General features: G+C 50.3%; 21 protein-coding genes and 1 pseudogene. 5 read left to right on the top strand and 17 right to left on the bottom strand.

The genetic code is table 11. The features are described 5' to 3' along the window. Positions 1-72: 72 nt before the first annotated feature. The 3 genes from KCG55_RS09215 to pdxH all read right to left on the bottom strand — a co-directional run bounded on the left by KCG55_RS09215 (position 73) and on the right by pdxH (position 3,766). Complete coding sequence (locus tag KCG55_RS09215) at positions 73-1,665, bottom strand: vWA domain-containing protein (protein WP_254322836.1); 1,593 nt, start codon at positions 1,663-1,665, stop codon at positions 73-75. A gap of 250 nt (positions 1,666-1,915) precedes the next feature. After that, on the bottom strand, positions 1,916-2,974 hold the full coding sequence (locus KCG55_RS09220) for a pseudouridine synthase (RefSeq protein ID WP_254322837.1): 1,059 nt from the start codon (positions 2,972-2,974) through the stop codon (positions 1,916-1,918). Positions 2,975-3,133: 159 nt separating this feature from the next. Then, positions 3,134-3,766, bottom strand: coding sequence for a pyridoxamine 5'-phosphate oxidase (pdxH, locus tag KCG55_RS09225; protein WP_049329035.1), 633 nt, complete (start codon positions 3,764-3,766; stop codon positions 3,134-3,136). Positions 3,767-3,877: 111 nt separating this feature from the next. Between pdxH and dut the strand changes: the two genes are divergently transcribed. From dut to guaA, 3 genes are all read left to right on the top strand, one after another. Then, positions 3,878-4,330 (top strand): dUTP diphosphatase, encoded by a 453-nt coding sequence (gene dut, locus KCG55_RS09230; protein WP_003680707.1) that lies wholly within the window; start codon positions 3,878-3,880, stop codon positions 4,328-4,330. A 186-nt stretch (positions 4,331-4,516) separates the two neighbouring features. Beyond that, positions 4,517-4,843 (top strand): hypothetical protein, encoded by a 327-nt coding sequence (locus KCG55_RS09235; protein WP_254322838.1) that lies wholly within the window; start codon positions 4,517-4,519, stop codon positions 4,841-4,843. 148 nt (positions 4,844-4,991) lie between these two features. After that, positions 4,992-6,557, top strand: coding sequence for a glutamine-hydrolyzing GMP synthase (guaA, locus tag KCG55_RS09240; RefSeq protein WP_250600435.1), 1,566 nt, complete (start codon positions 4,992-4,994; stop codon positions 6,555-6,557). Positions 6,558-6,691: 134 nt separating this feature from the next. Here the strand turns inward: guaA and KCG55_RS09245 are convergent, their stop codons facing one another. After that, on the bottom strand, positions 6,692-7,564 hold the full coding sequence (locus KCG55_RS09245) for a pirin family protein (protein WP_254322839.1): 873 nt from the start codon (positions 7,562-7,564) through the stop codon (positions 6,692-6,694). 133 nt (positions 7,565-7,697) lie between these two features. On the opposite strand from KCG55_RS09245, the gene KCG55_RS09250 reads away from it, so the two are divergent. After that, positions 7,698-8,048 carry a winged helix-turn-helix transcriptional regulator gene (locus KCG55_RS09250; protein WP_070822122.1) on the top strand — a complete coding sequence of 117 codons (351 nt, stop codon included), beginning with the start codon at positions 7,698-7,700 and terminating at the stop codon, positions 8,046-8,048. A 113-nt stretch (positions 8,049-8,161) separates the two neighbouring features. Here KCG55_RS09250 and gloB read toward each other — a convergent pair whose 3' ends face one another. From gloB to KCG55_RS09290, 8 genes and pseudogenes are all read right to left on the bottom strand, one after another. Further along, positions 8,162-8,911, bottom strand: coding sequence for a hydroxyacylglutathione hydrolase (gene gloB / locus KCG55_RS09255; protein WP_254322840.1), 750 nt, complete (start codon positions 8,909-8,911; stop codon positions 8,162-8,164). Positions 8,912-8,934: 23 nt separating this feature from the next. Beyond that, a complete protein-coding gene (locus KCG55_RS09260) occupies positions 8,935-10,020 on the bottom strand; it encodes a hypothetical protein (RefSeq protein ID WP_254322841.1) in 1,086 nt (361 codons plus the stop codon). 184 nt (positions 10,021-10,204) lie between these two features. Beyond that, the gene (locus tag KCG55_RS09265; protein ID WP_254322842.1) at positions 10,205-11,023 is read right to left on the bottom strand and encodes an HNH endonuclease; all 819 of its coding nucleotides are present in this window, start codon (positions 11,021-11,023) and stop codon (positions 10,205-10,207) included. Positions 11,024-11,324: 301 nt separating this feature from the next. After that, positions 11,325-15,220: pseudogene (gene purL, locus KCG55_RS09270) on the bottom strand (phosphoribosylformylglycinamidine synthase). Between the two features lie 306 nt (positions 15,221-15,526). Then, positions 15,527-17,527 (bottom strand): DNA helicase Rep, encoded by a 2,001-nt coding sequence (rep, locus tag KCG55_RS09275; protein WP_254322843.1) that lies wholly within the window; start codon positions 17,525-17,527, stop codon positions 15,527-15,529. Positions 17,528-17,617: 90 nt separating this feature from the next. Further along, complete coding sequence (locus tag KCG55_RS09280) at positions 17,618-18,553, bottom strand: dihydroorotate oxidase (RefSeq protein ID WP_254322844.1); 936 nt, start codon at positions 18,551-18,553, stop codon at positions 17,618-17,620. A gap of 227 nt (positions 18,554-18,780) precedes the next feature. Next, positions 18,781-19,962, bottom strand: a complete 1,182-nt coding sequence (locus KCG55_RS09285; protein ID WP_254322845.1) for an aspartate aminotransferase family protein — start codon at positions 19,960-19,962, stop codon at positions 18,781-18,783. Positions 19,963-20,074: 112 nt separating this feature from the next. Continuing rightward, positions 20,075-21,019: a class I SAM-dependent methyltransferase gene (locus tag KCG55_RS09290; RefSeq protein WP_254322846.1), complete on the bottom strand. Its 945-nt coding sequence runs from the start codon at positions 21,017-21,019 to the stop codon at positions 20,075-20,077. Between the two features lie 336 nt (positions 21,020-21,355). On the opposite strand from KCG55_RS09290, the gene KCG55_RS09295 reads away from it, so the two are divergent. Beyond that, a complete protein-coding gene (locus KCG55_RS09295; RefSeq protein ID WP_254322847.1) occupies positions 21,356-22,765 on the top strand; it encodes a DEAD/DEAH box helicase in 1,410 nt (469 codons plus the stop codon). A 127-nt stretch (positions 22,766-22,892) separates the two neighbouring features. Here the strand turns inward: KCG55_RS09295 and leuB are convergent, their stop codons facing one another. The 5 genes from leuB to KCG55_RS09320 all read right to left on the bottom strand — a co-directional run bounded on the left by leuB (position 22,893) and on the right by KCG55_RS09320 (position 26,510). After that, positions 22,893-23,963, bottom strand: coding sequence for a 3-isopropylmalate dehydrogenase (gene leuB / locus KCG55_RS09300; RefSeq protein ID WP_004520344.1), 1,071 nt, complete (start codon positions 23,961-23,963; stop codon positions 22,893-22,895). A gap of 66 nt (positions 23,964-24,029) precedes the next feature. After that, the gene (locus KCG55_RS09305) at positions 24,030-24,893 is read right to left on the bottom strand and encodes a DUF1444 family protein (protein WP_254322848.1); all 864 of its coding nucleotides are present in this window, start codon (positions 24,891-24,893) and stop codon (positions 24,030-24,032) included. Positions 24,894-24,931: 38 nt separating this feature from the next. Continuing rightward, on the bottom strand, positions 24,932-25,393 hold the full coding sequence (locus tag KCG55_RS09310) for a YhcH/YjgK/YiaL family protein (protein WP_254322849.1): 462 nt from the start codon (positions 25,391-25,393) through the stop codon (positions 24,932-24,934). Positions 25,394-25,457: 64 nt separating this feature from the next. Beyond that, positions 25,458-26,099, bottom strand: coding sequence for a 3-isopropylmalate dehydratase small subunit (gene leuD / locus KCG55_RS09315; protein ID WP_003677355.1), 642 nt, complete (start codon positions 26,097-26,099; stop codon positions 25,458-25,460). Positions 26,100-26,144: 45 nt separating this feature from the next. Then, on the bottom strand, positions 26,145-26,510 hold the full coding sequence (locus KCG55_RS09320) for a VOC family protein (RefSeq protein ID WP_254322850.1): 366 nt from the start codon (positions 26,508-26,510) through the stop codon (positions 26,145-26,147). Between the last annotated feature and the right edge of the window lie 49 nt (positions 26,511-26,559).

A 26,559-nucleotide genomic window follows, 5' to 3' on the forward strand; every position in this document is an offset into this window, starting at 1 on the left:
GCTCCTGATTGGGGTTGGGGCAGGGTGTATAAAAGGCCGTCTGAATGTTTTTCAGACGGCCTTTTTCAGGTTTTATTCTTTAACTAAAGGGCCTGATTTCTTTTCGCTACCGGCGGCAATGCGTACCAATTGGAGAAATTCCGATTTCAGCTCAAACGGATCATCGCCTTGGACTTTCTGTACCATTTTTTCAATGTCGCTCCAACCCAGTTTGCCGTTGTATTCGCCGCCACGCAGGGCTTGCGCGTAAGAGGCTGCGGCAAGGGCAAGCAGGGTGTCTTTATCGGCTTGGTCAAGTGGTTTGCTGCCAACAGGAATTGCTTGTTCCATCAGCTTGCTGTCTTTTTCCCCAGGCAGTTTGTAGCGGACTTTGACAAAGGCGTATTCGTTTTTACTGCCTTTGACGGCAGGGGCTTTTTGATAGCGTGATTCGTTCAGCCAGCCGTTTTTGCCTGCCGGAATGATTTCATAGATGGCGGTCACGCTGTGGCCTGAGCCGATATCGCCCGCATCTACTTTGTCGTTGTTGAAGTCTTCATTGCGCAGGGTGCGGTTGGTGTAGCCGACCAGGCGGTATTCTTTGACAGTGGCAGGATTGAATTCGACTTGGATTTTGACATCTTGCGCAACGGTGGCAAGCGTGGAAGTCAGTTGTTGCTGCAGAACTTTTTTCGCTTCTTTTTCATTGTCGATATAGCTGTAATTACCGTCGCCTGCATCGGCAATTTGTTCCATCATGTCTTCGTTGTAATTGTCCGTACCGAATCCTAGCGTGCTGAGTGAAACACCTGTTTTACGTTTTTCGGCAACCATGGATTTGAGGGTTTCAGTATCAGATACGCCAACGTTAAAGTCGCCATCGGTCGCCAGCAGGATACGGTTGATGCCGTTGGGTACAAAGGCTTTTTGCGCTTGCTCGTAGGCCATGCGTAAAGCGGATTCGCCCGAGGTCGAGCCTTCGGCCTCCAGTTTGTCGATGGCCTTTAGGATGGTTTCTTTATCTGAACCTGATGTGGGTGGAAGCACCAGCTCTTCGCCTGATGAATAGGTAATCAGGGTAACTTTGTCCTGAGGACGTAATTGTTGGGTCAAGATCCGCAGCGTTTTTTGAACCAACGGAAGTTTATTTTCTTCATCCATACTGCCGGATACGTCCACGAGGAACACAAGATTGGCAGGCGGCAGGTCTTTCTTTGCCGTGTCTTGTGCTTGGATACCGATTTTGATCAGCTTGGCTTCCGGTTGCCATGGAGAATCAATGGTTTCGGTATGAACGGCAAATGGACGGCCGTCAGTAGGCAGTGGATAGTTATAAGGGAAGTAATTGATGATTTCCTCAATCCGTACAGCATCTTTAGGCGGCTGTTCTCCATTGTTCAGAAATCGGCGGACGTTGGCGTAGCTGCCGGTATCGACATCGATGCTGAATGTAGAAATAGGCTCTTGGGCAACGGATTTGACCGGTTGGTCGGGTTGTTCTTGGTAGCGTTCAGTGTTTTCTGCAAGAGACAGATTTTCTTCAGCAACGGCAGCAGCAGGCAATGCTGAGTCCGGTGCATCATGAAGATTTTCGGTTGACGAGTCTGAGTGGTCGAGTGGACCGGAACACGCTGTCAAAGCTACTAAAGTGAGTATGGAAACGGTTTTCAGGAAGAAACGGGGCATGATTTAAGCTCCTGGGAAAGATCACATGCTGATTGTTAAAAGTGTTGTTGGCAGTGTATTGGCAGATTCAACGCTGGCGCTGAGTCACTTTTTTGAGTTTTAATGTGTGAATAGTGGGTTAAGTTTAAATCAGGACAAGGCGGAGCAATGCAGTACTGGTCTAAACTTAACCCACTATTTTTATGACTTAGGCAAGATTTTGTCGGGCTGAGACGATTTTGTAAAGGCCTCAGCCCCGATTTATCTTACATTAACTTTTCTTGCGGCGACGTTCGCCAGGTAGCAACATATCTGCCCATTTGATGATGTTGGCGACTTCTGCCGGATTGAGTTCGTAGAACTGGCCGCGTTTGAGGCGGTTGGGCAGGCCGATAGGGCCGAAGCCTACGCGGACGAGGCGGCTGACGGTCAGGCCTTGGCTTTCAAAAATGCGGCGTACTTCGCGGTTGCGGCCTTCTTTGATGACGACGTTGTACCATTTGTTCGCGCCTTCGCCGCCTTGTTCGTAGATACGTTCGACTTTTGCCAAACCGTCTTCGAGCATCACCCCTTCTTCGGTCAGGACGCGCATTTGTTCGGTGGTCAACTCGCCCAATACGCGCACGGCGTATTCGCGTTCGACTTCAAAGCTGGGGTGGGCAAAGCGTTGAACAAGTTCGCCTGAAGTGGTCAGAATCAAGAGGCCGCTGGTATTGATGTCCAAACGGCCGATGGCTACCCAGCGGCTGCTGGCTGCTTGCGGCAGGCGGTCGAAAATGCTGACGCGGCCTTGCGGGTCGTCGCGGGAAACGATTTCGCCTTCTTGTTTGTAGTAGAGGATGATGCGTGGCAGGCGGTCGGCCCATTTGAGTTTGATGATGCTGCCTTTGACGGTAACGTGGTCGTCGGGCGTAACTTTTTCGCCCAGTTGCGCTACGCGGCCGTTGACCGTTACCCAGCCGTTGCTGATCCATTCTTCCATTTCGCGACGTGAGCCGACGCCGGAAGCGGCCAGGACTTTTTGCAGGCGTTCGGGCTCGAAGCGTGAAAGGTCGCTGCGGCGTTCTTTCAAATCGCGGGCATGCTCCATAATTTTTTGGTTGGGGTTGCGGACAACCAGTTTTTTGGCTTTGGCAGCACGTTGTTTAGGCGCGGTATTTTGAGCTTTAGGGCCGTCTGAAACTTTTTGGTTGTAAGGTTTACCTGATGTTTTGCGTTCGTCGTCGGGACGTTTTTTATTGGCAAAGGATTTGGCCGGTTTGGAAGGTTTTTTGGCGGTAGACGATACGCCGTCGCGCCATTGGCGTTTGCTGGAAGGCTGTTTGGACATGATTTTTCCTAACTCGCTTGAAAAAGCGGTTCTTCTGCGGCGGTTGCGGCAGGGGTTGGATTGGGGGAAAAGGCCGTCTGAAAATCAAATTCAGACGGCCTGCTGATGAAAGGCTGTATTGTAACTCAACCAGTAAATTTTTGTTTGAAAATCCGAAAATTATGGCGAAAGGCGTTCACGTATCCAGTTGCCGTCAACCAGGCGGTATTGAATGCGGTCGTGCAGGCGGCTGGGTCGGCCTTGCCAGAATTCAATGCGGTCGGGAATAACGAGGTATCCGCCCCAATGCGGCGGGCGGGGAACATGCAGGGGATGTTTGACACCGACGGCCGCGGCCTTGGTCACCAATACGGCTTTGCTGGAAATCACTTCGCTTTGTGCGCTTGCCCATGCACCGATACGGCTGGTATACGGGCGGCTTTCAAAATATTCGTCCGAAGCGGCGGCGTCGAGTTTTTCAATGCGTCCTTCAACACGCACTTGGCGTTCGAGTTCCGGCCAGAAAAAGGTCATGGCGGCAAAAGGGTGTGCCGTATAGGAGCGGCCTTTGCGGCTGTGGTAATTGGTAAAGAAAACAAAGCCTTTGGGGTTGACTTCTTTCAATAGCACCATGCGGCTGTTGGGCCTGCCGTCTTCGCCTACGGCGGCAACGTTGACCGCGGTCGGCTCGTTGACTTCGGCGTGAATCGCTTCGTTCAGCCATTGCTCGAATTGGACAATAGGGTCGGCGTGGCATTCGGCTTCCGACAGCTCGCGTTTGCTGTAATCTTCGCGGATATTGTGCAGATCCATGATTTTTCTCCTTAGGTTTGACTGAATCATACTCCGTTTTTTCAGACGGCCTCAAGGGCATTTGTGTATAATCGTAGCCCTTTCCAATATAGAACAATACGGAGTCCTGTCATGCAAACCGAAGTCGAACTGAAAATCTTAAATCCGAAAATGGCCGATTCCCTGCCTGCTTATGCAACGCCCGGTTCTGCCGGTTTGGACTTGCGTGCCTGCTTGGATGAAGCTGTTGTATTGCAGCCGGGCGATGTATATCTCGTTCCGACCGGTTTGGCGGTGCATTTGGCCAACCCTGCTTACGCCGCCGTTTTGTTGCCGCGTTCCGGCTTGGGTCATAAACACGGTATTGTTTTGGGTAATTTGGTCGGTTTGATTGACTCGGATTATCAAGGCGAATTGAAGGTTTCTTTGTGGAACCGTGGTAAAGAAGCGTTTACCATCGAGCCGATGGAGCGTATCGCGCAAATGGTGATTGTGCCGGTTGTCCAAGCCGCGTTTAAAGTCGTGGATGAGTTTGCCGCTAGCGAGCGCGGTGAAGGCGGATTCGGCAGCACCGGCAAAGCCTGATGATTTAAAAGGCCGTCTGAAACAGGATAAATTGAAATATTCGATTTCGGTTTGCTGTTGTTCAGACAGCCTTTTTGTTGTGCCAACCTTTGCATAATCACACACAAGATTGCATTTTTATATCTTGTCTGTATGACCGACGCACCCAATAATACAGGCCGTCTGAAACCTTTACGGAGCGTTGTTATGTCCCGCCCCTCACTTTTTCTGCCTTTATTTTTGATTATCTTTGGTGCGATTTGGTTTTTACGCGCTACGGATATTTTGCCTGCGACATCGACAATGATTGCCGGTGCATTAATTATTTTGGGCTTTGCCGTATTGATTATGGACGGCATTAACAAACAGTCCATCGTTTCCGGCCCGATGCTGGTTTATATTGGTACAGTCATATATCTGCACATGAGCTACTGGATTTACCTCTCGCCGTTGCTGGCCATCGGCATGGTCGTGTTGGGTTGCCTGCTGTTGCTCTCGCGCAGCGATATGATTCCTGAGAAACACACAAAATAGAAAGATGAGAGATTTGGGTTTTGCCCTATAAAGGCCGTCTGAACAATGGTATAATCCGCCGTTTCAGACGGCCTTTTTTATTGTGGTTTAAGTTTGAAATTTACCCTCCCGGCCGCACCGTTTTCTTACATTTTGCAAAGTTTCCGCCATGACCCAAGACAAAATCCTTATTCTCGACTTCGGCTCGCAAGTTACCCAGCTGATCGCCCGCCGCGTGCGCGAAGCCCACGTTTATTGCGAACTGCATTCTTTCGACATGCCTTTGGAAGAAATCAAAGCCTTCAACCCGAAAGGCATCATCCTCTCCGGCGGCCCTAATTCCGTTTACGAATCCGATTATCAAGCCGATACCGGTATTTTTGATTTGGGCATTCCGGTCTTGGGCATCTGCTACGGCATGCAATTTATGGCGCACCACTTGGGCGGCGAAGTTACCCCGGGTAACCAACGCGAATTCGGTTATGCGCAAGTTAAAACCATCGATAGCGAGCTGACACGCGGCATTCAAGATGATGCTCCAAACACGCTCGACGTATGGATGAGCCATGGCGATAAAGTTTCCAAACTGCCTACCGGCTTCTCTGTCATCGGCGACACCCCGTCTTGCCCGATTGCCATGATGGAAAACGCTGAGAAACAATTCTACGGCATCCAATTCCACCCTGAAGTGACCCATACCAAACAAGGCCGCGCGTTGTTGAACCGCTTTGTCTTGGATATTTGCGGCGCACAACCCAGCTGGACCATGCCGAACTACATCGAAGAAGCCGTTGCCAAGATCCGCGAACAAGTCGGCAACGATGAAGTGATTTTAGGTTTGTCCGGCGGCGTGGACTCTTCCGTAGCGGCCGCGCTGATTCACCGTGCCATCGGCGACCAACTGACCTGCGTGTTTGTTGACCACGGTCTGTTGCGTTTGAACGAAGGCAAAATGGTGATGGACATGTTTGCCCGCAACTTGGGCGTACGCGTGATTCACGTTGATGCCGAAGAGCAGTTTTTGGCGAAACTTGCCGGCGTGACCGACCCAGAGAAAAAACGCAAAATCATCGGTGCGGAATTTATTGAAGTATTTGATGCTGAAGAGAAAAAACTCACCAACGCCAAATGGTTGGCGCAAGGTACGATTTACCCTGACGTAATCGAATCTGCAGGCGCAAAAACCAAAAAAGCCCACGCCATCAAATCCCACCACAACGTCGGCGGCCTGCCTGAAAACATGAAGCTCAAGCTGCTTGAGCCTTTGCGTGATTTGTTCAAAGACGAAGTGCGCGAATTGGGCGTCGCTTTGGGTCTGCCGCGTGAAATGGTGTACCGTCATCCGTTCCCGGGTCCCGGTTTGGGAGTGCGTATCTTGGGCGAAGTGAAAAAAGAATACGCCGACTTGCTCCGTCAAGCAGACGATATTTTCATTCAAGAATTGCGCAATACTACCGATGAAAACGGCACATCTTGGTACGACCTGACCAGCCAAGCCTTTGCCGTATTCCTGCCTGTGAAATCCGTCGGCGTGATGGGCGACGGCCGCACATACGATTACGTCGTTGCCTTGCGTGCCGTGATTACCAGCGACTTTATGACTGCGCACTGGGCAGAGCTGCCATACTCGCTGCTCGGCCGCGTGTCCAACCGCATCATTAACGAAGTCAAAGGCATCAACCGCGTGGTTTACGATGTCAGTGGCAAACCGCCTGCCACGATTGAATGGGAATAATCCCTAAATAATAAAGGCCGTCTGAACAGATATTGTTCAGACGGCCTTTTTTGCACTGATTAGCTTGGTTAACGCATACAATGAAATCAATCAGCAAGCTTTCCGTTAGCGGTTTAAGTAAACTCAGCAAATCCTTAATCAATATGGCCGAATTTGCCACTTTTGAAATCGCTGATGGCTTGTCGGATTTCTTCGGCAGTATTCATCACAAATGGGCCGTAACCGACTACGGGTTCATCAATTGGAACACCGGAAAGCAGCAAAATTTTGACTTCTTCGCTACCGGCTTTCACGCGCACTTTACCACCGGTTTGCTCAAAATTGACCAATTCTCCGGCTGTCGCCTGTTCTTTGCCATTAAACGTAACTGCTCCGCGCAGGATAACCATAGATAGATTGTGATTGTCGGGTACTTCCAATTCGGCTTCTTTATCGGCATGAAGCACAATATCCCAAACATTCATTTCAGTAAACGTATCTGCCGCACCTTTTACGCCGTTATGTTCGCCCGCAATCAGGCGTAAATAGCCGGCTTCGTCGGGAAATTCGACGACGGGAATATTCGCTTTGGCAAGATGTTGATAGCGTGGTGGGGTGTTTTTGTCTTTAGCCGGCAGGTTGACCCAGAGTTGCACCATTTCAAAGAGTCCGCCTTTTTTGCTGAAGTTTTCAGAGTGGAATTCTTCATGAATAATCCCTGAACCTGCAGTCATCCATTGCACGTCGCCTTCGTAAATAATGCCACCACCGCCGCTGGAGTCGCGGTGTGCCACTTCGCCGTGGTAGGCGATGGTAACGGTTTCAAAGCCTTTGTGCGGATGCTGTCCGACACCGCGGGGGTTGTGCGTTTCGTTGGGTGCAAACTCATACGGTGCGGCATAGTCCAGCATCAGGAATGGATTGGTGCCGCGGTCGTCAGCCATGTGGGAGAACAAAGGTTGCACGAGGAATCCGTTGCCTACCCAGTGTTGGCTGTCGGCTCGGTAGATTTGTTTGATGTTGCGCATGATAAAGTTCCTTCTTTTTATGGCCGTCTGAAGCCTTTCAGACGGCCTTTTGTTACAGAATGCTTGTATTATAGGGGGTACAAACTTTATAACAAGTACGCACATTTTTTATACTGTGGTTTGGAGATTTTGTATGTCGGAAACAGAACACGCACACGGCTCTTGCTGTCCGGTTGTCAATACTTTGGATATTATCGGCGGTAAATGGAAGGTATTGATTTTATATTATTTAAATGAAGAAACCCGTCGCTTCAATGAGTTACAGCGTTTGTTGGCAGGTATTACCCAGCGGATGCTGACGCTGCAGCTGCGCGAATTGGAAAACGACGGTATCGTTCATCGGGAAGTGTATCCGCAGGTACCGCCGAAGGTAGAATATTCGTTGACTGAGTTTGGACGGACGCTGATGCCTGTGATCGAAGCCATGCACCGTTGGGGCGAACAATATGCTGCGGAATGTGTGAAACATAAAAAGCAGCCGTAGGCTTATGCTTTTATGGTTATGATATTGATGAAGGCTTTAAGGCCGTCTGAACAGGCGTGATTCATGGTTTCACGCTTATTCAGACGGCCTTATTCTTTGGGGGCTAAGCCCAATCAAAATTGATTTTTCAATTCACGCAAAGCGGCGAAGACTTCGAGTTCGCTGTTTAATTTTCGTCCGCTCAATTCTTCGGCGCGTGCCCGAACTTGGGGCAGGTGTACGCGGAAAAACGGATTAACTTTGCGTTCGTGCGCCAGGCTGACAGGCAGTGTCGGCGTGTGTTCGGCTGCGGCCAAGGCCGTCTGAATGTCGGCATTGTCCGGCTCGATATGCTGGGCAAAGCGCAGATTGGAGGCGGTGTATTCGTGCGCCGGATAAAACAGCGTTTCCTCGGGCAACTGGTTGAATCGGTGGAAGCTGTCGTAAAGCTGCTCGATTGTGCCTGTAAATACGCGGCCGCAACCGGCGGAGAACAAGGTATCGCCGCAGAAAACGTGCAGGCCGTCTGAATTTTCCAGCAGATAGCTGATATGGCGGTCGGTATGGCCGGGGGTTGCCCAAACGGTGATCAAGCCTTCGCCAAACGGGAACTGCGTACCTGCGGTAACGGTATGCGTCGCCACGTCGATGTCGCTTTCGCCATAGATTGGGGATTCCAAAAAGCCGTGGAACAGGCTTTTTGCGCCACCGGTATGGTCGGGGTGCGGATGGGTAATCCATGTTTGCGCCAGCATCAGGCGGTTGTGGACGAGAAATTTCAAAACGGGTGTGGCATCGGACGGATCGACGCAGGCGGCATGGTTGCCTTCTTGAATCATCCAGATGTAGTTGTCGTTTAGGGCTTGGATTGGCGTGATTTTCATATGCTTTCTTCTGGTTTGGGGTTTCAGACGGCCTCTAAATAATCTTTGATATTCGGGCTTTGGCCGAACACGGCTTCATGGGCTTGATGGATGCACAGTCGGTTGAACAGCAATCTTTGGGTTTGGTTGCCGTCGATAATCCGCACTTGGCCTTGCAGTTTGGGCGCGTCGTGATGAAAGGTATTTTTAAACGCGTGCCAACGGTCGGTTTGCAGATGGACGACGGCAAACATATCGTGCGAGATATTAACGCCGACACTGAATAGCTTGGTCGAGGCTTGCAGGCAGAAACTGCTGTCGCCAAACAGGCACAGCCCCGTATTTTCCGGATAGCGGAACAATTCGATTTTCACAGCTTCGGGTTCGGCAAAGATATTACAAAACAACCGTTCAAACAGCGACGGCTGCGCTACGCCTTCGCTCAACATACCGTAAAGTCCGCCCAGCCAATCGACATAGCCGAGAAAGGTGAAACGGTAGTCCTGCATAATGGCTTCGATACGCTTGGGGTCGCGTTTGCTGATCAAGCGGACAAATTCAAAACCGACTTCCGGCAACCGTGCCCGAAGTGTTTGGTGCAGGCGGTGGGCAAACAGGTTTTTATGGTTGTGCGGATTGCGCAGAATGCCGAGGAACTTCAGCCGCAATATTCGCCACAAGGCATCCGGTACTTTGACGGTATCGGCATTTGCCGTAGGTGTTTTCAGACGGCCTGCAGGTAAGGTGCGCAGGTGGTTGCAGGCCTCTTCGTAGCCGCTTTCATGACGGTTGAACCAGCTTTCCAGATTGTATTGGTTGGCGGAGTCTTCGACAAAGGTCAGCGTATAGAGGTTTTTCGCTGCTAAGTTGCCGATGATGTTGACGCTTATCGCTTCGCTGCGGTTTTGTTCTTTAACGCGGGCTTTTTTGCCAGTATGGAACATAGACAGCGGCAAGCGGTAAACGTTTTGGTTTTGCGGGCTGACCTGCGGATTATGCGCGTGCTGCCGCTGCTCGGTTTGGGCGATGAAGTGGTGTTCCTTCGTCGGATTCGCGGTCAACAGGGCGTAAGGCTTTTCTCCGCATTCGGAAAATTCGCAATCGCTGAGGATAAAGGCTTGTCGAGTCATAATGTCAGAAAAGGCCGTCTGAATATGTCGATTATAGTTTAAAAGTGAGAATTATACAGAATGACGGCGACGGGTTTGGTCTTTACACGCAAAAGGACACAAAAAGGTCGTCTGAAAACAAATATAGCGTGGTTCGCTAAATCGTTTTCAGACGACCTTAAATCAACGGATTGTTCAACACTATTCATTCTTCTTTTTGGAAGACATGGTTGCGGTGATACTCGAAATATTTTTTGCTTTTCGGTCGAATTTTCAATTTCATATCGGGAGAAATTCCAAGCCGCTTTTGATTTCCCGGATCGATTTTTGGACTGATTTTTATCATACCGTCGGGATCAAACGTAATCAGTCCTTTATCGAATAATCTGTCTATATTGGGTGCGAGCATCAGACCATTGAAGGGATCTAACCGCTCTTCATTATTGCACTTGCTCCAAGGTTTGATATGGCTGGCAATGAGTAAAGACTCGATATCTAGACCTGTCAGTGGACAGCTCGGATATAGTTTGAATACGTCTTGCCGGAATTGATTTTGCCCTCTGCGGACTTTTATTAAGCTTTTTAGTTCGGTTTGCTTTTCTGGGCTAGTTTCGGAGGCTAAACGGTTTTCGAGTTCAGCTATATTTTTTCCTAAGTGTGGGATAGAAGTTGTGTAAAAATTTGGTTCTTCAGTTAGCCAAGCTGTATTTTCTTCGTCTAATTCCTTTTTAAAACAAGCTTTACATCTATTTTCTCTATCATATTCATTCCAACTCCATTTTCTGAGTCTCTCTCGGGAGTTGGAACAAACTTTAAAATAATCTGAACCTTTTGTTGTCCAATTTTCGCCTTTTTTTTCAGTTGGAAAGCTGCCACAACCACTACTAGCTTTGTGCAACATAGGGTATATAGGTTTGGTTTTACCTTTGTTTATGTTTAGTACAAAACCATTTTGGTTGTTCTCAATCCATTCAATAAATTCATCATCATTCGGCATGTTTTTAAAAATTACTATGTCAGACATAAGTTTCTCCAAATCTTTTCTATAAATTTAATTAAGTGTATTTGTATATAGGTTCGGGACAAAAAAATCTAGTCCGTCATTCCCGCGCAGGCGGGAATCCAGAAGTTTGGATTTACAGTAATCTTTAAATATTTCTGAAATGCAGGGGTCTGGATTCCCGCCTGCGCGGGAATGACGGCGGTCGGCTCGGTCTTATACGCAAAAGAACATATAAAGGTCGTCTGAAAACGAATATAGCAGAATCCGCTAAATCGTTTTCAGACGACCTTTTCTTTAAAGCCGAATCAAATCGACCTGCCGGTTAACCCAAAGCCTTCCTTGCTCCGGCGAAGAGGCGGTACCAGCCGGACAGTTCCGTCCAGTCTTCCGGTTTCCAGCTCATTTGTGCGGCGCGGTATACGCGTTCCGGATGCGGCATCATGATGGTAACGCGGCCGTCGGCGTTGGTCACACCGGCAATACCTTGAGGCGAGCCGTTAGGGTTGAGCGGATAAGTTTGGGTCACTTGGTTTTGACCGTCCACATATTGCAACGCAATGCCCAAATCGGCGGAAATATTGCCACCGTGAAGCGCGAAGTCGGCGCGGCCTTCGCCGTGGCTGACCACGACAGGCAGGCTGGAGCCTTGCATTTCGTTCAGGATCAGGGAGGCTGATTTGGGGACGTGAACCATGCTCAGGCGCGCTTCAAACTGTTCGCTCAAGTTGCGTTTGAATTTAGGCCATGCTTCTGCGCCCGGGATAATCTCGGCAAGGTTGCTGACCATTTGACAGCCGTTGCACACGCCCAATGTCAGCGTGTTCGGATCGGCAAAGAAAGCGGCAAATTGGTCGCGCAGAGCAGGGTGGAACAGAATCGATTTTGCCCAGCCTTCGCCTGCACCAAGTACGTCGCCGTAGCTGAAGCCGCCGCACGCCGCCAGCATTTTGAAGTCGGCAAGGTGGACGCGGCCCGCCATCAGGTCGGACATATGCACGTCGTAGGCATCGAAACCGGCGCGGGTGAAGGCGGCTGCCATTTCGATTTGCCCGTTTACGCCCTGTTCGCGCAGGATGGCGATTTTGGGTTTTGCTCCGCTGTTGATGAACGGCGCGGCGATGTCTTCGTTTACATCAAACTTCACGTCGGCAAACAATGCGCTGCGTTCGTTGTCGCCAATCAGGGCAAACTCGCTGTCTGCGCAGGCAGGGTTGTCACGCAGGCGTTGGATGGCGTGGCTGGTTTCCTGCCATGCACGTTGCAGGTCGGCGCGGTTTTGTCTCAATACGATGCCTGTCTGATTGCGGATAACGATTTTCTCGTCAGTACCGATGGTTGCAACGGTATGCAGTGCCAAATCAGCTTCTTTAAACAAGGCTTCTACGGCTGCTACATCTTGTTTGGCAATTTGAATCACTGCGCCCAGCTCTTCATTGAACAATGCGCGGATGCTGGCTTCGTTGACATCGGCTTGGTTGGCAACCAGCGAGGTCAAATCCACATTCAAGCCGCACCGCGCAGCAAACGCCATTTCTACCAATGTGGCAAACAAGCCGCCGTCGCTGCGGTCATGGTATGCCAAGAGTTTGTCTTCGGCGACAAGCTGTTGAATCACGTTGTAGAAGCCTTTCAGACGGCCTGTATCGTCTAAATCAGGCGCATCGCCGGTCATGTTGTTGTAAACCTGACCGAACGCGGAGCCGCCCATACGCGCTTTGCCGAAGCCCAAATCGATAAACAGCAATACGCTGTCTTCGACGTTTTTCAACTCAGGCGTAACAGTCTTGCGTACGTCTTCCACTGGCGCAAACGCGGAGATAATCAGGCTCAACGGCGAAACAACGGATTTTTTCTCTTCGCCATCCTGCCACACGGTTTTCATCGACAAGCTGTCTTTGCCCACGGGAATGCTCAAATCCAATGCTTGACAGGCTTTAGAAACTGCTTCAACGGTGCGGTAGAGTTTTTCGTCTTCGCCTTCGTTGCCGCATGCCGCCATCCAGTTGGCGGAAAGTTTGATGTTGCCGATGTCGCCGATATTGACCGCAGCGATGTTGGTGATGGCTTCGCCGACGCACATTCTGCCCGAAGCAGGCGCGTCAAACAGGGCGACGGTCGGTTTTTCGCCCATAGACATCGCTTCGCCGCGATAGGTATTGAAGCCCATCATGGTAACGGCGCAGTCGGCTACGGGGTTTGGTATTTGCCGACCATTTGGTCGCGGTGGGTCATGCCGCCGACGCTGCGGTCGCCGATGGTAATCAGGAAGTTTTTAGCGGCTACGGTGGGCAGGCGCAAAACACGGTAGGCGGCTTCGGTAATGTCGATATTGCCGGCGTTAAACGGTTTTTCAGACGGCGTAACCGTTTTGTCGGTGCGCGTGGTTTTAGGCGGTTTGCCGAGCAAAACGTTCAACGGCAAATCGACGGGGTTGTTGGAGAACAAATCGTCGCGTACTTTCAAATGGCCGTCGTCGGTCGCCGTACCGACTACGGCAAACGGGCAGCGTTCGCGTTCGCAGATGGCGCGGAAGGTCTCCAAATCTTTTTCTAAAATGGACAATACATAACGTTCTTGCGATTCGTTACACCAAATCTGCAATGGATTGAGGCCGTGTTCTTCCAGCGGCACTTCGCGCAGCTTGAATACCGCGCCGCGTCCGGCATCGTTGACGAGTTCGGGGAAGGCGTTGGACAAGCCGCCTGCGCCGACGTCGTGGATGGAGATAATCGGGTTTTTGTCGCCAAGCTGCCAGCAACGGTCGATGACCTCTTGCGCGCGACGTTCGATTTCAGGGTTGCCGCGTTGTACGGAGTTGAAGTCCAAAGACGCATCGTTCGTGCCGGTATTCATGGATGAAGCCGCGCCACCACCCAAGCCGATAAGCATACCCGGGCCGCCCAGTTGGATCAGCAGTGCGCCTTCGGGGATTTCGTCTTTGTGTGTTTGTTGTGCCTGAATGCTGCCCAAGCCGCCGGCAATCATAATCGGTTTGTGGTAGCCGCGAACCTGACCGTCGAATTTTTCTTCAAAGGTACGGAAGTAGCCCAAGAGGTTCGGACGGCCGAATTCGTTGTTGAACGCTGCGCCGCCAATCGGACCTTCAATCATGATGTCTAAAGGGGAAGCAATATGGCCGGGTTTGCCGTAGGCTTGTTCCCAAGGCTGCTCCAAGCCAGGGATATTCAGGTTGGAGACGGTAAAGCCGGTCAAGCCTGCTTTCGGACGCGAGCCTTTGCCTGTTGCGCCTTCATCGCGGATTTCACCGCCCGCGCCCGTCGCCGCACCGGCAAACGGCGCGATGGCGGTCGGGTGGTTGTGTGTTTCCACTTTCATGATGATATGGGTGTCTTCTTCGTGGAAACGGTAGCCTTGATTTTCCGCCGCATTTGGATAGAAACGTTCGGTTTTCGCGCCTTCGATCACGGACGAATTGTCTTTATAGGCAACGACTGTGCCTTCGGGATGCGCGTTGTGCGTGTCGCGTATCATGCCGAAAAGGGATTTCGGTTGTTTTTCGCCGTTGAGGATGAAGTCGGCATTGAAGATTTTGTGGCGGCAGTGTTCGCTGTTTGCCTGAGCGAACATCATCAATTCAACATCGGACGGATTGCGGTTTAAAGCCTGATAGTTTTCAACCAGATAATCGATTTCGTCGGCTGAAAGCGCCAAGCCCATTTCAGTATTGGCTTTGACCAATGCCTCTTTGCCGCCGCCCAATACATCTACGCTGGAGAAGGTTTCTGATTGGATGTGGTGGAACAGTTGCGCCGCTGCATCAATGTCGGTCAACACGCTTTCGGTCATGCGGTCGTGCAACAGGGCTGCCCATTGTTGTTTTTGCCCGTCGGTAAGCGTACCTTCCAACCACACGGCCATGCCGCGTTCGATACGCTCAATGCCTTCCAAACCGCAGTTTTCGGCGATATTGGTTGCTTTGGAAGCCCAAGGCGAAATGGTACCCAAACGGGGCGTTACCAAAAATAAATGCAAGCCCTCGCGCGCTTTGGGCGTTTGTTCAACGCTTTGCGCTGCCAACAAGGCTTGCAGTTTTTCGACTGTCGCGGCATCAAGTGCTTTTTCGCTACCGACAAAATACCAAAATTCGCTGCTTAATTTGACTTCGGGCAGGCCGAGGGCGGCTGCTTTTTGGAAGAGTTTTTCAACACGGAAATCGGAAAGGGCGGTTACACCGCGCAAGGGCAGAACAACAGACATGGATTCAGCTCACAAAATGCAGTTGGGGAATCCATTATTATACCTGAAAAATGCAATTTTGCTTGTGAATTTATACTTCAAGTGTTGACAATTTTTGCTTGTAAATTGAAGGGGAATAAGGCAATCGTGCCGCCCAGTTTTTTATTTTGTACCTGATTATTAGATTATTTTTGTTTATTTTTGAAGAATCGGGAGAGGTGGGGATAAATAGGCGTAACGATATAAAGTAAAAATTATTTGATTATTGACTTTGACATTTTGCTGACAATAAGGCCGTCTGAAACCTTACTTTCAGACGACCTTGCCTTATCCTTTTCTTTTGTTTCCCAACATATCCAGTAATCCTGCCAGATTGCTTTTTCCTTCTTCCTTGCTCACAATCGGCTCGCCGCCTTTGCGGCCTAGGATTTTGATGTCTTCCTGCGGCATTTCGTTTATGAAACGGCTCGGTTCGGGGAATTGCCATGTGCCTTGTTTTTTACGTTTGAGGCAGTGGGTCAGTGTAAGTTGGCGTTTGGCGCGGGTAATGCCGACGTACATCAGACGGCGTTCTTCTTCGACATTGTCTTCTTCGATGCTGTCGTTGTGCGGCAAGATACCTTCTTCGCAACCGACAAGGAAAACATAGGGGTATTCCAAACCTTTGGAAGCGTGCAGGGTAGAGAGTTTGACGGCATCGACTTCTTCTTCGCTTTTACCCTCCAAAAGCGTCATCAGGGCGATGGTTTGGGCAAGCTCGATGATATTTTTGCCATCCTGCTCGCCTTTGCGTTCCAGCCAGCCGGTCAGGTCGGTAACGTTACGCCATTTGATTTCGCCTGCTTTGCCTTCTTCGTTAGCCAACAGGTGGTTTTCGTAGTCGATTTCTTTCAGCAGGTTATGAATAAGCTCACCTGCTTCGCTGGTTTCGGCTTTGGCACGGTAGTTTTCAATCATATCCATGAAGGCTTGCAGGTGTTGGCGGTTGGTATGGTTCAATAGGGCAAGCGCTTCTTCGGTTTGCGCGGCTTCATATAGGCTGCATTCGTGTTCGTGCGCGTAGGTGTTGAGTTTGCCGAGCGTTACGTCGCCGATGCCGCGTTTGGGCGTGGTTACGGCGCGCAGGAAGGCGGGATCGTCGTTGGGGTTGGCAAGTAGGCGCAAGTAGGACAAAACGTCTTTGATTTCGGCTTTGTCAAAAAAACTCTGTCCGCCGGAGAGTTGGTAGGGAACGCGTGCGTTGCGCAAGGCTTCCTCAAAAATCCGCGCCTGATGGTTGCCGCGGTATAACACGGCAAAATCGGCGTATTGGGTTTTGTCGCCGCCGACCAGCTTCTGCTTGACGATTTGGCTGACAACCCAGTCGGCTTCGTGCTGCTCGCTTTGACAGGCAACGACTTTAACGATTTCTCCTTCGCCGAACTGCGACCAAAGTTTTTTGGTAAAGAGTTTGGGGTTGTTTTCAATGACTTTGTTGGCGATTTTGAGAATCCGCGCGGTGGAGCGGTAGTTTTGCTCCAGTTTGATGACTTTCATCTGCGGATAGTCTTCCTGCATTTTACGCAGGTTTTCCATGTTCGCGCCGCGCCATGCGTAGATGGACTGGTCGTCGTCGCCGACGGCGGTAAACATGCCTTCCGCGCCAGTCAGAAGCTTCATCAGCGTAAATTGGCAGGTATTGGTGTCCTGACATTCGTCAACCAGCAGATAACGCAGCCGCCGCTGCCATTTGTTGCGCACTTCGCTGTTTTGCTGCAACAGCACGGCAGGCAGGCGGATTAAGTCGTCAAAGTCCACCGCCTGATAGCTTTGCAGGGTTTCCTGATAGCTCGCATACACGCGCGCTGTTTGCTGTTCCCACACATTAGAGGCCGTCTGAACGACATCTTCAGGCGTTTTTAAATCGTTTTTCCAAAGGGAAATTTGATGCTGCGCTTTGAATATGGCTTCTTTGCCCGTACCGCCCAAGAGCTCGCCGATGATTTTGGCGCTGTCGGTAGAGTCGAGAATGGAAAAGTTTTTTTTGTAACCGATTTGATTTGCCTCTTCGCGCAGAATCTTCATGCCCAAAGAGTGAAAGGTGCAAATCGTCAGCCCGCGCGTTTGCGACTTGGGCAGCATTTTGGAGACGCGCTCCTGCATTTCCGTGGCGGCTTTATTGGTGAAGGTAATCGCGGCGACGGTATGCGGCAGATAGCCGACATTGACAATCAAATGCTTGATTTTTTGCGTAATCACGCCGGTTTTGCCGCTGCCTGCACCGGCAAGGACGAGCAGGGGGCCGCCTAGATATTTGACCGCGGCTTGTTGTTGGGGGTTGAGTTTCATTGAAGGGGAAGACGGGTAATGCGGGGAGCAATTATACAACAAGGCCGTCTGAAATTTTCAGACGGCCTTGGGCGTTTTTTAGAGTAAACCCTATGCAAAATATTTCAATTTGCCTTTGAAGTCTTCCAGTTTTTCGTAGCCTTTTTGTGCCATGATGGCTTTTAATTCAAGGGAAACCCGTTCAAAAATGTCTACGCCTTGCTGGTGTAGCGCCGTGCCGATCTGCACCATACTTGCGCCGCACAAGATGTGTTCAAACGTATCACGGCCGCTGTAGACACCGCCTGTTCCAATGACTTGGATAGACGGCTCCAGTCTTTGATAGAACGCGTGGACATTGGCGAGCGCAGTCGGTTTGATGTATTGGCCGCCTATGCCGCCGAAACCGTTTTTCGGGCGGATCACGACGGATTCGTCTTCGATATACATGCCGTTGCCGATGGAGTTGACACAGTTGACGAATTTCAAGGGATAGCGGTTGAACACTTCCGCCGCCTGATCGAAATGGGCTATATCGAAATACGGCGGCAATTTGATGCCCAAGGGCTTGTCGAAGTAGGTAAAGGCATTATCCAAAATCATCTCGGTTGTTTCAAAGTCGTAGGCGATTTGCAGTTTGCCGGCGACGTTTGGGCAGGATAGGTTGAGTTCGGTAATGCCGTTGAACCCGCTGTTTTGCACCTTTTCCAACAGGATATGTGTTTCGCCGGGCGACAGGCCGACCAGTGATAGGAAAAATGTCCGTTCCGGCTGAGACTCTTGGAGGGTAAGCAAGTAATCCAGATAGTAATCAATGCCTTGATTCGGCAAGCCCATCGAATTGATGCTGCCGAGAGGGACATCCCGATAACGCGGTTCGGGATTGCCTTGACGAGGGGTAAGCGTTGCAGTCTTGGTAATGAAAGTGCCTGCCGAAGACTGTCTGACTGCTTCCAATTCCTCGACAGTCATACACGACACACCTGCTGCGTTCATCAGACAGTTGTCAAAAGAAAAACCGGCGATTTGTGTTTTCAACGATACCATCTCCTGTTCCTTTTCTTCGCAAAATCAAATTGTTTACCAAGCGTAACACGAAGAGGAGGTACGATTTTTAACAAACATCAAATGACAAAGCATGTAGGTGGATGTTGTTTTCAATATTGAAAAAAGGCCGTCTGAAAAACTCAAAACGGTCTTTCAGACGGCCTTCACTATATGGTATCAATTAAGAACAAAAGCTGTCGGCTAATTTGGATATTGGGTTTTAAAAATCAGGCCAACCATTCGTCCAAAGCCGCTTCAAAACGTTTCAAGCCTTCGGCCATGTCTTCATCGTTTAGCAGCAGGCTGGGGGCAAAGCGCACCACATTGGCGCCGGCAACCAGTACCATCAGGCCGTGTTTTAAAGCGGCGGCAGTAATTTCCGATGCCTTGCCTTCGTATTTGTCTGCCAACACACAGCCGAGCAGCAAGCCCATGCCGCGGACTTCTTTAAATACGCCGTTTTTTTCACCCAATTCACGCAATGCCATCTGAAGTTTTTGGCCTTGTTGTTTAACGTGTGCCAATGTTTCGGGCGCATTGATGATGTCAAATGCGCGGCTGCCGACGGCACACGCCATCGGATTACCGCCAAAGGTCGAGCCATGCGTTCCGGGGCCGAAGGTTGGGGCGATTTTATCGGTGGTCAGTATCGCGCCAATCGGGAAGCCGCCACCCAAGGCTTTGGCGGAGCTGAGAATATCGGGTGTTACGCCGTAATGCTCGTAGGCAAACAGTTTGCCCGTATGCCCCATGCCGGTTTGCACTTCGTCCAAAATCAGCAAAGCGCCGTGTTTGTCGCACAAACGGCGTGCGGCTTGCAGATATTCTTGGGTGGCAGGCAGGATGCCGCTTTCGCCTTGAATCGGCTCGATAATCACGGCGCAAGTTTTGTCGCTGATGGTTGCTTCCAATGCGGCAACATCATTGAAGGAAACGTGGGTAATGCCGGCCGGCAGCGGCGCGTAGTCTTTGCTGTATTTGGGCTGGCCGCCGACGGATACGGTAAACAGGGTGCGGCCGTGGAAGCTGTTGAGGCAGGAGATGATTTCGGTTTTGTGTTCGCCAAAATGATCGCGGCCGTATTTGCGCGCCAGTTTCAGTGCGGCTTCATTGGCCTCTGCTCCAGAATTGCAGAAAAACACTTTGTCGGCAAAGGTGTTTTCGACCAATTTTTTGGCCAATTCTTGCGCCGGTTGGGTGGTGTAGATATTGGAAATGTGCCAGAGTTTTTGCGACTGCTCGGCCAAGGCTGCGACCAAATCTGGATGGCAATGGCCCAGCGCGTTCACAGCAATACCACCTGACAGGTCAATGTATTCTCGTCCTTCGGTATCCCAAACCCGGCTGCCGAGCGCGCGTTCCGGAATCATGGGGGCGAATGAGAAATTGGGCGTCAGGTAGTTTTGCATGTTCTTTTCCTTTTGATATTGTCAACAATCTCTTGAATTATGCGCCTATTGATTGAGAGATTCAATATGGCAATCAGGCCGTCTGAAAACTGGCTTTCAGACGGCCTGATGCTTATTTATGCTTGATTTCCCAGCATTGATGGATTTTTTTGTTGCGGAAATCGTCGGGAACGGACTGTTTGGAAATGTCTTTGACGGCGTATTGTTCCGCGACCGCATCGTCCAACACAAAACTGCGCAGATTGTTGGAGAAATACAGAATGCCGTCTGAAGCGAGCAGGCTCATTGCGCCGTCAATCAGCTTTTTATGGTCGCGCTGGATGTCGAGGATGTCGAGCATCTTTTTGCTGTTGGAAAAGCTGGGCGGATCCATGACGATGAGGTCGAACTTTTTGCCTTCATCTGCGGCATTTTGCAGGTATTGGAACACATCGGCGCGGACGATTTGGTGTTGTTCGGGGTCGATGCCGTTGAGTTCGAAATTGCGTTTCGCCCAATCGAGATAAGTGTTGGACAAATCGACGGTTTCGCTGGATACCGCGCCGCCGGTGGCTGCATAGACGGTGAAGCTGCCTGTGTAGGAAAACAGGTTGAGGAAGCGTTTGCCTGCTGCGGTTTCGCCGACTTTTTTGCGCGTGTTGCGGTGGTCGAGAAAAAGGCCGGTGTCGAGGTATTTGTCGAGGTTGACCCAAAACTTGCGGCCGTTTTCAGTGATGACGAAATCGTCGCCAGTTTTGCCGGTTTTCTCGTATTGCTGCAAACCTTTTTGACGTTCGCGGCGTTTGAGGTGGATTTGTTCGGGCGCAAAACCGGTCACAAAACCGATGGCTTCCAATACATCGGCAAGCCACGCTTCGTATTCTTCGGGCTGCATCAGCCAGCCGGTATCGTATTCCTGAAGATGGATTTGGTCGCCGTAAACATCGACGGCAAAGGGAAATTGGGGAATATCGCGGTCGTAAATGCGCCAGGCTTCAATATTGTTGCGTTTGGCCCATTTCATAAGATGTTTGATGTTTTTGCCCAAGCGGTTGGCAAAGGGGGTAATGTCGGTCATGGTTTCAGACGGCCTGAATAAGTATTGGGAAGGGTTTGGATTTTAACGCACTTGATGCCTTTTTGCTTGACTGTTATCCATAAAATCTATATTATCCGCCGTTCGCCTTTTGATACGAAGCCATCGTCATCCAACCTAAACCGCCGTTTCGGGCGCGTTTCTTTTATTGCTTGCATATTTGCAAAGCCTTTTCTGTGCAGGTTGTCGTCGATGTTAACCACAAGCAAGATGCTTGCGACAACCCTGTAACTTCACATTTCCCGTATCGTTACTTTCCTTTGCTTCAGGTCGTCTGAAATTGTTCAGGCGTGCGCGTTGTTGTCTCTTAGGATAGATATGTCTATTAAATTTGCCGATTTGAACCTTGATAAAAACATTTTGTCTGCCGTACGCAGCGAGGGTTATGAAAGCCCGACCCCGATTCAGGCGCAGGCGATTCCGTTTGCATTGGACGGCCGCGATATTATGGCTTCGGCACAAACCGGTTCAGGTAAAACCGCAGCCTTCCTGCTGCCGACTTTGCAAAAACTGACCAAGCGCAGCGAAAAACCGGGCAAAGGCCCGCGCGCTTTGGTATTGACCCCGACCCGCGAACTGGCGGCTCAGGTGGAAAAAAACGCGCTGGCGTATGCTAAAAATATGCGTTGGTTCCGTACTGTCAGCATTGTCGGCGGCGCATCTTTCGGCTACCAAACCCGTGCTTTGAGCAAACCGGTTGACCTGATTGTCGCCACTCCGGGCCGTCTGATGGACTTGATACAGAGCGGCAAAGTTGATTTTGAACGTTTGGAAGTGCTGATTCTGGACGAAGCCGACCGTATGCTGGACATGGGCTTTATCGACGACATCGAAACCATCGTGGAAGCGACACCGAGCGACCGTCAGACTTTGTTGTTCTCCGCCACTTGGGACGGTGCGGTGGGCAAACTGGCGCGCAAACTGACTAAAGACCCTGAAACCATTGAAGTTGAGCGTGTGGATGATCAAGGCAAAATTGAAGAGCAGCTGTTGTACTGCGATGATATGCGCCATAAAAACCGCCTGCTCGACCATATTTTGCGCGATGCCAATATCGATCAATGCGTGATCTTCACATCAACCAAAGCCATGACCGAAGTCATCGCGGATGAATTGTATGAAAAAGGTTTTGCCGCCAACTGCCTGCACGGCGATATGCCGCAAGGCTGGCGTAACCGCACGCTGATGGACTTGCGTAAAGGCCGCTGCAAAATTTTGGTTGCCACCGATGTAGCCGCACGCGGTATCGATGTGCCTACCATTACCCACGTTATCAACTATGACTTGCCAAAACAGGCTGAAGACTACGTTCACCGCATCGGCCGTACCGGTCGCGCAGGCCGTACCGGTATTGCGATTACTTTTGCCGAAGTGAACGAATACGTCAAAGTACACAAAATTGAAAAATACATTGGCCGCAAATTGCCTGAGCTGACCATCGAAGGCATGGAACCGACACGCAAACGCAAATCTGCCGGCGGCAAACCGAAAGGCAAAGGCGGCTGGGGTGATCGCAAATCCGGCGGCTGGCGCGGTGATAAGAAACCGGCTAAAGAAGGTTTCGGCGGTAAAGCTCGCGGCGAAGGCCATAAAAAAGACGGTTTCAAGAAAGATGGCTTTAAGAAAGACGGTTTCAAAAAAGCTGATGGTTTCAAAAAAGGCGGCGAAGGCTTTAAAGGCAAGCGCAAGTCTAACGACAGCTTTGGCGGCAAACACAAAAGAGGTTGATTTTTTCAATCTTAAGGCCGTCTGAAAGAGACATAAGGGCGTGTGAAGACACGTCCTTTTTGATGGTTTCGAGTTGTTGTATATAAAAAAGCGTGGGATTGGTCCCACGCTTTTTTTAGACGGCCTCTTACAAAGCGGCCAATACGGCATCGCCCATTTCGGAGCATGAAACCAGTTTGGTACCTTCTTCGTAAATGTCGCCGGTACGCAAGCCTTGTTGCAGTACTTTTTGTACAGCGTTTTCAACTTGTTGCGCGCGTGCTTCGTCGTTCAGGCTGTAACGCAGCAGCATGGCAAGAGACAATACGGTTGCCAGCGGATTGGCTTTGTTTTGACCGGCAATGTCGGGAGCTGAGCCGTGGGACGGTTCGTACAGGCCTTTGCCGTTTTCGTCTAAAGAAGCGGAAGGCAGCATGCCGATGGAGCCGGTCAGCATGGACGCTTCGTCAGACAGAATGTCGCCGAAGATGTTGCCGGTAGCAATCACGTCAAATTGTTTGGGCGCGCGTACCAACTGCATGGCGGCATTGTCGACGTACATATGGGAAAGCTCGACATCAGGGTATTCTTTGCCGATTTCTTCAAAGATTTCGCGCCACAGTTCGGTGGTTTCCAAAACGTTGGCTTTGCCTACGGAGCAGACTTTTTTACTGCGTTTTTGGGCGGATTGGAAGGCAACGTGGGCAATACGGCGGATTTCGCTTTCGCTGTATTTCATGGTGTTGTAGCCTTCGCGTTCGCCGTTTTCCAAAACACGGATGCCGCGCGGTTCACCAAAGTAAATATCGCCGGTGAGTTCGCGTACGATAAGGATGTCGAGACCGGCGACGATTTCCGGTTTCAAAGTAGAAGCATTGGCCAGCTCTTTATACAAAATGGCAGGGCGCAAATTGGCAAACAGATTCAAGTCTTTACGAATAGCCAACAAGCCGCGTTCAGGGCGCAGCGGACGGTCGAGATTGTCGTATTGCGGAGAACCGACTGCACCAAGCAGGACCGCATCGGCTTTACGGCAAAGGTTTTGCGTGAATTCTGGATAAGGATGGCCGTATTCGTCATAGGCTTCGCCGCCCAAAGGCGCGTATTCGTAGCTGACATCCAAACCTTGTTCGATAAGTTTGTCGAGTACGCGGACGGTTTCTGCAACGATTTCAGGGCCGATGCCGTCGCCGCGCAAGATAGCGATATGTTTGGTCATTTCGGGTTTCCTTATGGGAAGGTTTTAGGTAAAGGGCAGGCCGTCAGTTTTTCAGACGGCCTTAAATCAATTTGCTCTGAAAACGCTGATTGTACCATTATGGTACTGGTAAAGCTGGGTAGAAATCGCGTAGGCAGATTCTTCAAATGCCTGCAGGGTGATATTCGCCATCGCCTGCAAAGCCTCTTCATCGGACGGGCTGCAAACGAGCAGGGCGTTGCGTGCCGGGACTGCAAAAACAGGGTTGGCCGGCAGCATATGATCGTCTTTAAGTACTTCGTCTAAAAGCAAAATCAGGGAAGCATCATAGTCGTTGTCCAAATGGATTTGAGCCAATGACCAACCTTCGGCATGATGGATTTGAACACGTCCATTCATCCGTTGGCGCAAATTATCCATGGCGGTACGATATAAGGCTTCCTCATCTTCAATACCGGCCTCTTTCATATGCTCACGATTGAGCGTATGCATGGATTCGTCCATATCCACCATATAAAGCACCATGATATCGCCCGCAATCGGTTTATATACCAGATAATCGGCAGGTTCGGCCTCGTCCGTATTTGTAATCAGTCTGGCATTTTCCAGATAAATCGTATTTTTAATCGTCGGAAGAATTTGTTGTGCTGAAACACTGGCATCAGTGTCTTGAATCTTATAGATAACCGCTAAATTGGCAGCAACAATAGCTTCCAAGGCCTCGGGATTTTGCAGATAACTTGTGTAATGGTTGCTCAAATATGTGCTGAATGATGCTTCATCGTCTTCAGAAAAATGGACGATGATAGGCGAGGAAGCAATAGTTTCGCCCCAGTTGATTTTTGCCTCAAGACCCAATTCTTCTTGAATGCGACGGGCAAAGTATTCGACAAATTCCTGCCAAGCCATTAATTTAGGTTTGGAGCGGAACAACCTGCTGAAAAAAGACATATTGTGTCCTGAATAAGGGGATAAGGCCGTCTGAAATATTATAGACGTTCGGTTTCAACACGGATTTTAAAAACAACTTTGCGTATGTTCGCCCTGTCGCCGACCAATGGGGCATGCGCATCATTCGGGAAAAATAGCGCAAATTCGCCTGGCTCCAAGGTCAACCAGGTTTCCGGCTCGCAGTCGAAAAATTCGATATCGCGCTTTTCGTTGTAGCCTAAACCGTTTTTCAGACGGCCTCTGTCTATCCAGCCATATGTTTCGCTGCCATCAATCGGCGTTTGAATATCAATGTGTTTTAAGTGCGCTTCAGGCTGGGCTTCTCCCTGCGTCCTCATCGGCTCGCTGCCGATAAAAATACGGATATTGGGATTCTCGCATGGCACTTGGCCGTCCGGCAGATTGGCAAAATCCAAGGTCTGCAACAGATGGAAGGCTTCGGCAAAGTCGGGATGCAAGGCAGCGTAGCGGGTGGCATTGCTTATGGTGTCGGTAATCATAATATATTTGTGTAGATTAAAGGCCGTCTGAAACACTTAAATTTTTCAGACGGCCTTTTGTATATCAACCGTTAAACAGCCAAGGCTGGCTTTGGCGGCGTTTTTCTTCAAAGGCGTGAATTTCGTCAGCGTGTTGCAGGGTCAGGCCGATTTCGTCCAAGCCGTTTAAGAGGCAGTGTTTGCGGTGTTCTGTAATGTCGAATGTGAATGTTTCGCCGCTAGGGGTGGTCAGGGTTTGCTCAGCAAGGTCGATGGAGAGCTGATAGCCTTCGTTGGCTTCAACTTCTTTGAAAAGCTGGTCCACCTGTTCTTCTGTCAAAACGATAGGTAAAAGGCCGTTTTTGTAGCAGTTGTTGAAGAAGATGTCGGCGAAGCTGGGGGCGATAACGGCACGGAAGCCGTAGTCGTCCAATGCCCAAGGAGCGTGTTCACGTGAAGAGCCGCAACCGAAGTTTTTACGCGTCAACAGGATTTGTGCGCCTTGATAGCGTGGTTGGTTCAGGGAAAAATCGGGGTTCAGCGGGCGTTTGCTGTTGTCCATGCCCGGTTCGCCGTGGTCGAGGTAACGCCATTCATCAAAGGCATTGGGGCCGAAGCCGCTGCGTTTGATGGATTTCAGAAATTGTTTGGGGATGATGGCATCGGTATCGACGTTGCTGCGGTCGAGCGGGGCGACGATGGCGGTAATTTTGGTAAAGGCTTTCATGTCAGATTCTTATAGTAATAATGGGAAATTTTATGGCTATTCGGGTTAGTGTGTGCTGTGCAAACCGATTCGGTTGCCTTCTGTGTCTTCGATAAATGCTGCAAAGCCGTTGGCAATGCGGAATTTCTCTTGTAACAGTTTGCCGCCTGCTGCAACGGCTTTTTCTGCTGTTTCGGCACAATCCGGGCAATTGAAGAAAATGGTCGTTCCACCGTGGCCGGGTTGGGCATTGCTGTCGTGCCAAATCATGCCTGCCGTGCCGTGTTGTGTGTAATCGGCCGGAAAAATGATGAAACGGAATCCATTGCCGCCAACATCTTGCAAGGGCTTGTCAAATACGGATTCGTAAAAGGCCTTGGCACGATCCAAATCTTGAGCATGGATGCCGAACCAGCTTGACGGATTGCTCATTGTTTCTTCCTTTGCTTGGAATCGTGAAAATGTCTGAAAAATTAATAAT

This window comes from Neisseria subflava (assembly GCF_024205745.1).
Lineage (GTDB): Bacteria > Pseudomonadota > Gammaproteobacteria > Burkholderiales > Neisseriaceae > Neisseria > Neisseria flavescens_B.

Bases quoted from the DNA above. Each gene is read 5' to 3' on its own strand.
- KCG55_RS09215 (WP_254322836.1), bottom strand. From the start codon at position 1,665: ATGCCCCGTTTCTTCCTGAAAACCGTTTCCATACTCACTTTAGTAGCT.
- KCG55_RS09220 (WP_254322837.1), bottom strand. From the start codon at position 2,974: ATGTCCAAACAGCCTTCCAGCAAACGCCAATGGCGCGACGGCGTATCG.
- pdxH (WP_049329035.1), bottom strand. From the start codon at position 3,766: ATGGATCTGCACAATATCCGCGAAGATTACAGCAAACGCGAGCTGTCG.
- dut (WP_003680707.1), top strand. From the start codon at position 3,878: ATGCAAACCGAAGTCGAACTGAAAATCTTAAATCCGAAAATGGCCGAT.
- KCG55_RS09235 (WP_254322838.1), top strand. From the start codon at position 4,517: ATGTCCCGCCCCTCACTTTTTCTGCCTTTATTTTTGATTATCTTTGGT.
- guaA (WP_250600435.1), top strand. From the start codon at position 4,992: ATGACCCAAGACAAAATCCTTATTCTCGACTTCGGCTCGCAAGTTACC.
- KCG55_RS09245 (WP_254322839.1), bottom strand. From the start codon at position 7,564: ATGCGCAACATCAAACAAATCTACCGAGCCGACAGCCAACACTGGGTA.
- KCG55_RS09250 (WP_070822122.1), top strand. From the start codon at position 7,698: ATGTCGGAAACAGAACACGCACACGGCTCTTGCTGTCCGGTTGTCAAT.
- gloB (WP_254322840.1), bottom strand. From the start codon at position 8,911: ATGAAAATCACGCCAATCCAAGCCCTAAACGACAACTACATCTGGATG.
- KCG55_RS09260 (WP_254322841.1), bottom strand. From the start codon at position 10,020: ATGACTCGACAAGCCTTTATCCTCAGCGATTGCGAATTTTCCGAATGC.
- KCG55_RS09265 (WP_254322842.1), bottom strand. From the start codon at position 11,023: ATGTCTGACATAGTAATTTTTAAAAACATGCCGAATGATGATGAATTT.
- rep (WP_254322843.1), bottom strand. From the start codon at position 17,527: ATGAAACTCAACCCCCAACAACAAGCCGCGGTCAAATATCTAGGCGGC.
- KCG55_RS09280 (WP_254322844.1), bottom strand. From the start codon at position 18,553: ATGGTATCGTTGAAAACACAAATCGCCGGTTTTTCTTTTGACAACTGT.
- KCG55_RS09285 (WP_254322845.1), bottom strand. From the start codon at position 19,962: ATGCAAAACTACCTGACGCCCAATTTCTCATTCGCCCCCATGATTCCG.
- KCG55_RS09290 (WP_254322846.1), bottom strand. From the start codon at position 21,019: ATGACCGACATTACCCCCTTTGCCAACCGCTTGGGCAAAAACATCAAA.
- KCG55_RS09295 (WP_254322847.1), top strand. From the start codon at position 21,356: ATGTCTATTAAATTTGCCGATTTGAACCTTGATAAAAACATTTTGTCT.
- leuB (WP_004520344.1), bottom strand. From the start codon at position 23,963: ATGACCAAACATATCGCTATCTTGCGCGGCGACGGCATCGGCCCTGAA.
- KCG55_RS09305 (WP_254322848.1), bottom strand. From the start codon at position 24,893: ATGTCTTTTTTCAGCAGGTTGTTCCGCTCCAAACCTAAATTAATGGCT.
- KCG55_RS09310 (WP_254322849.1), bottom strand. From the start codon at position 25,393: ATGATTACCGACACCATAAGCAATGCCACCCGCTACGCTGCCTTGCAT.
- leuD (WP_003677355.1), bottom strand. From the start codon at position 26,099: ATGAAAGCCTTTACCAAAATTACCGCCATCGTCGCCCCGCTCGACCGC.
- KCG55_RS09320 (WP_254322850.1), bottom strand. From the start codon at position 26,510: ATGAGCAATCCGTCAAGCTGGTTCGGCATCCATGCTCAAGATTTGGAT.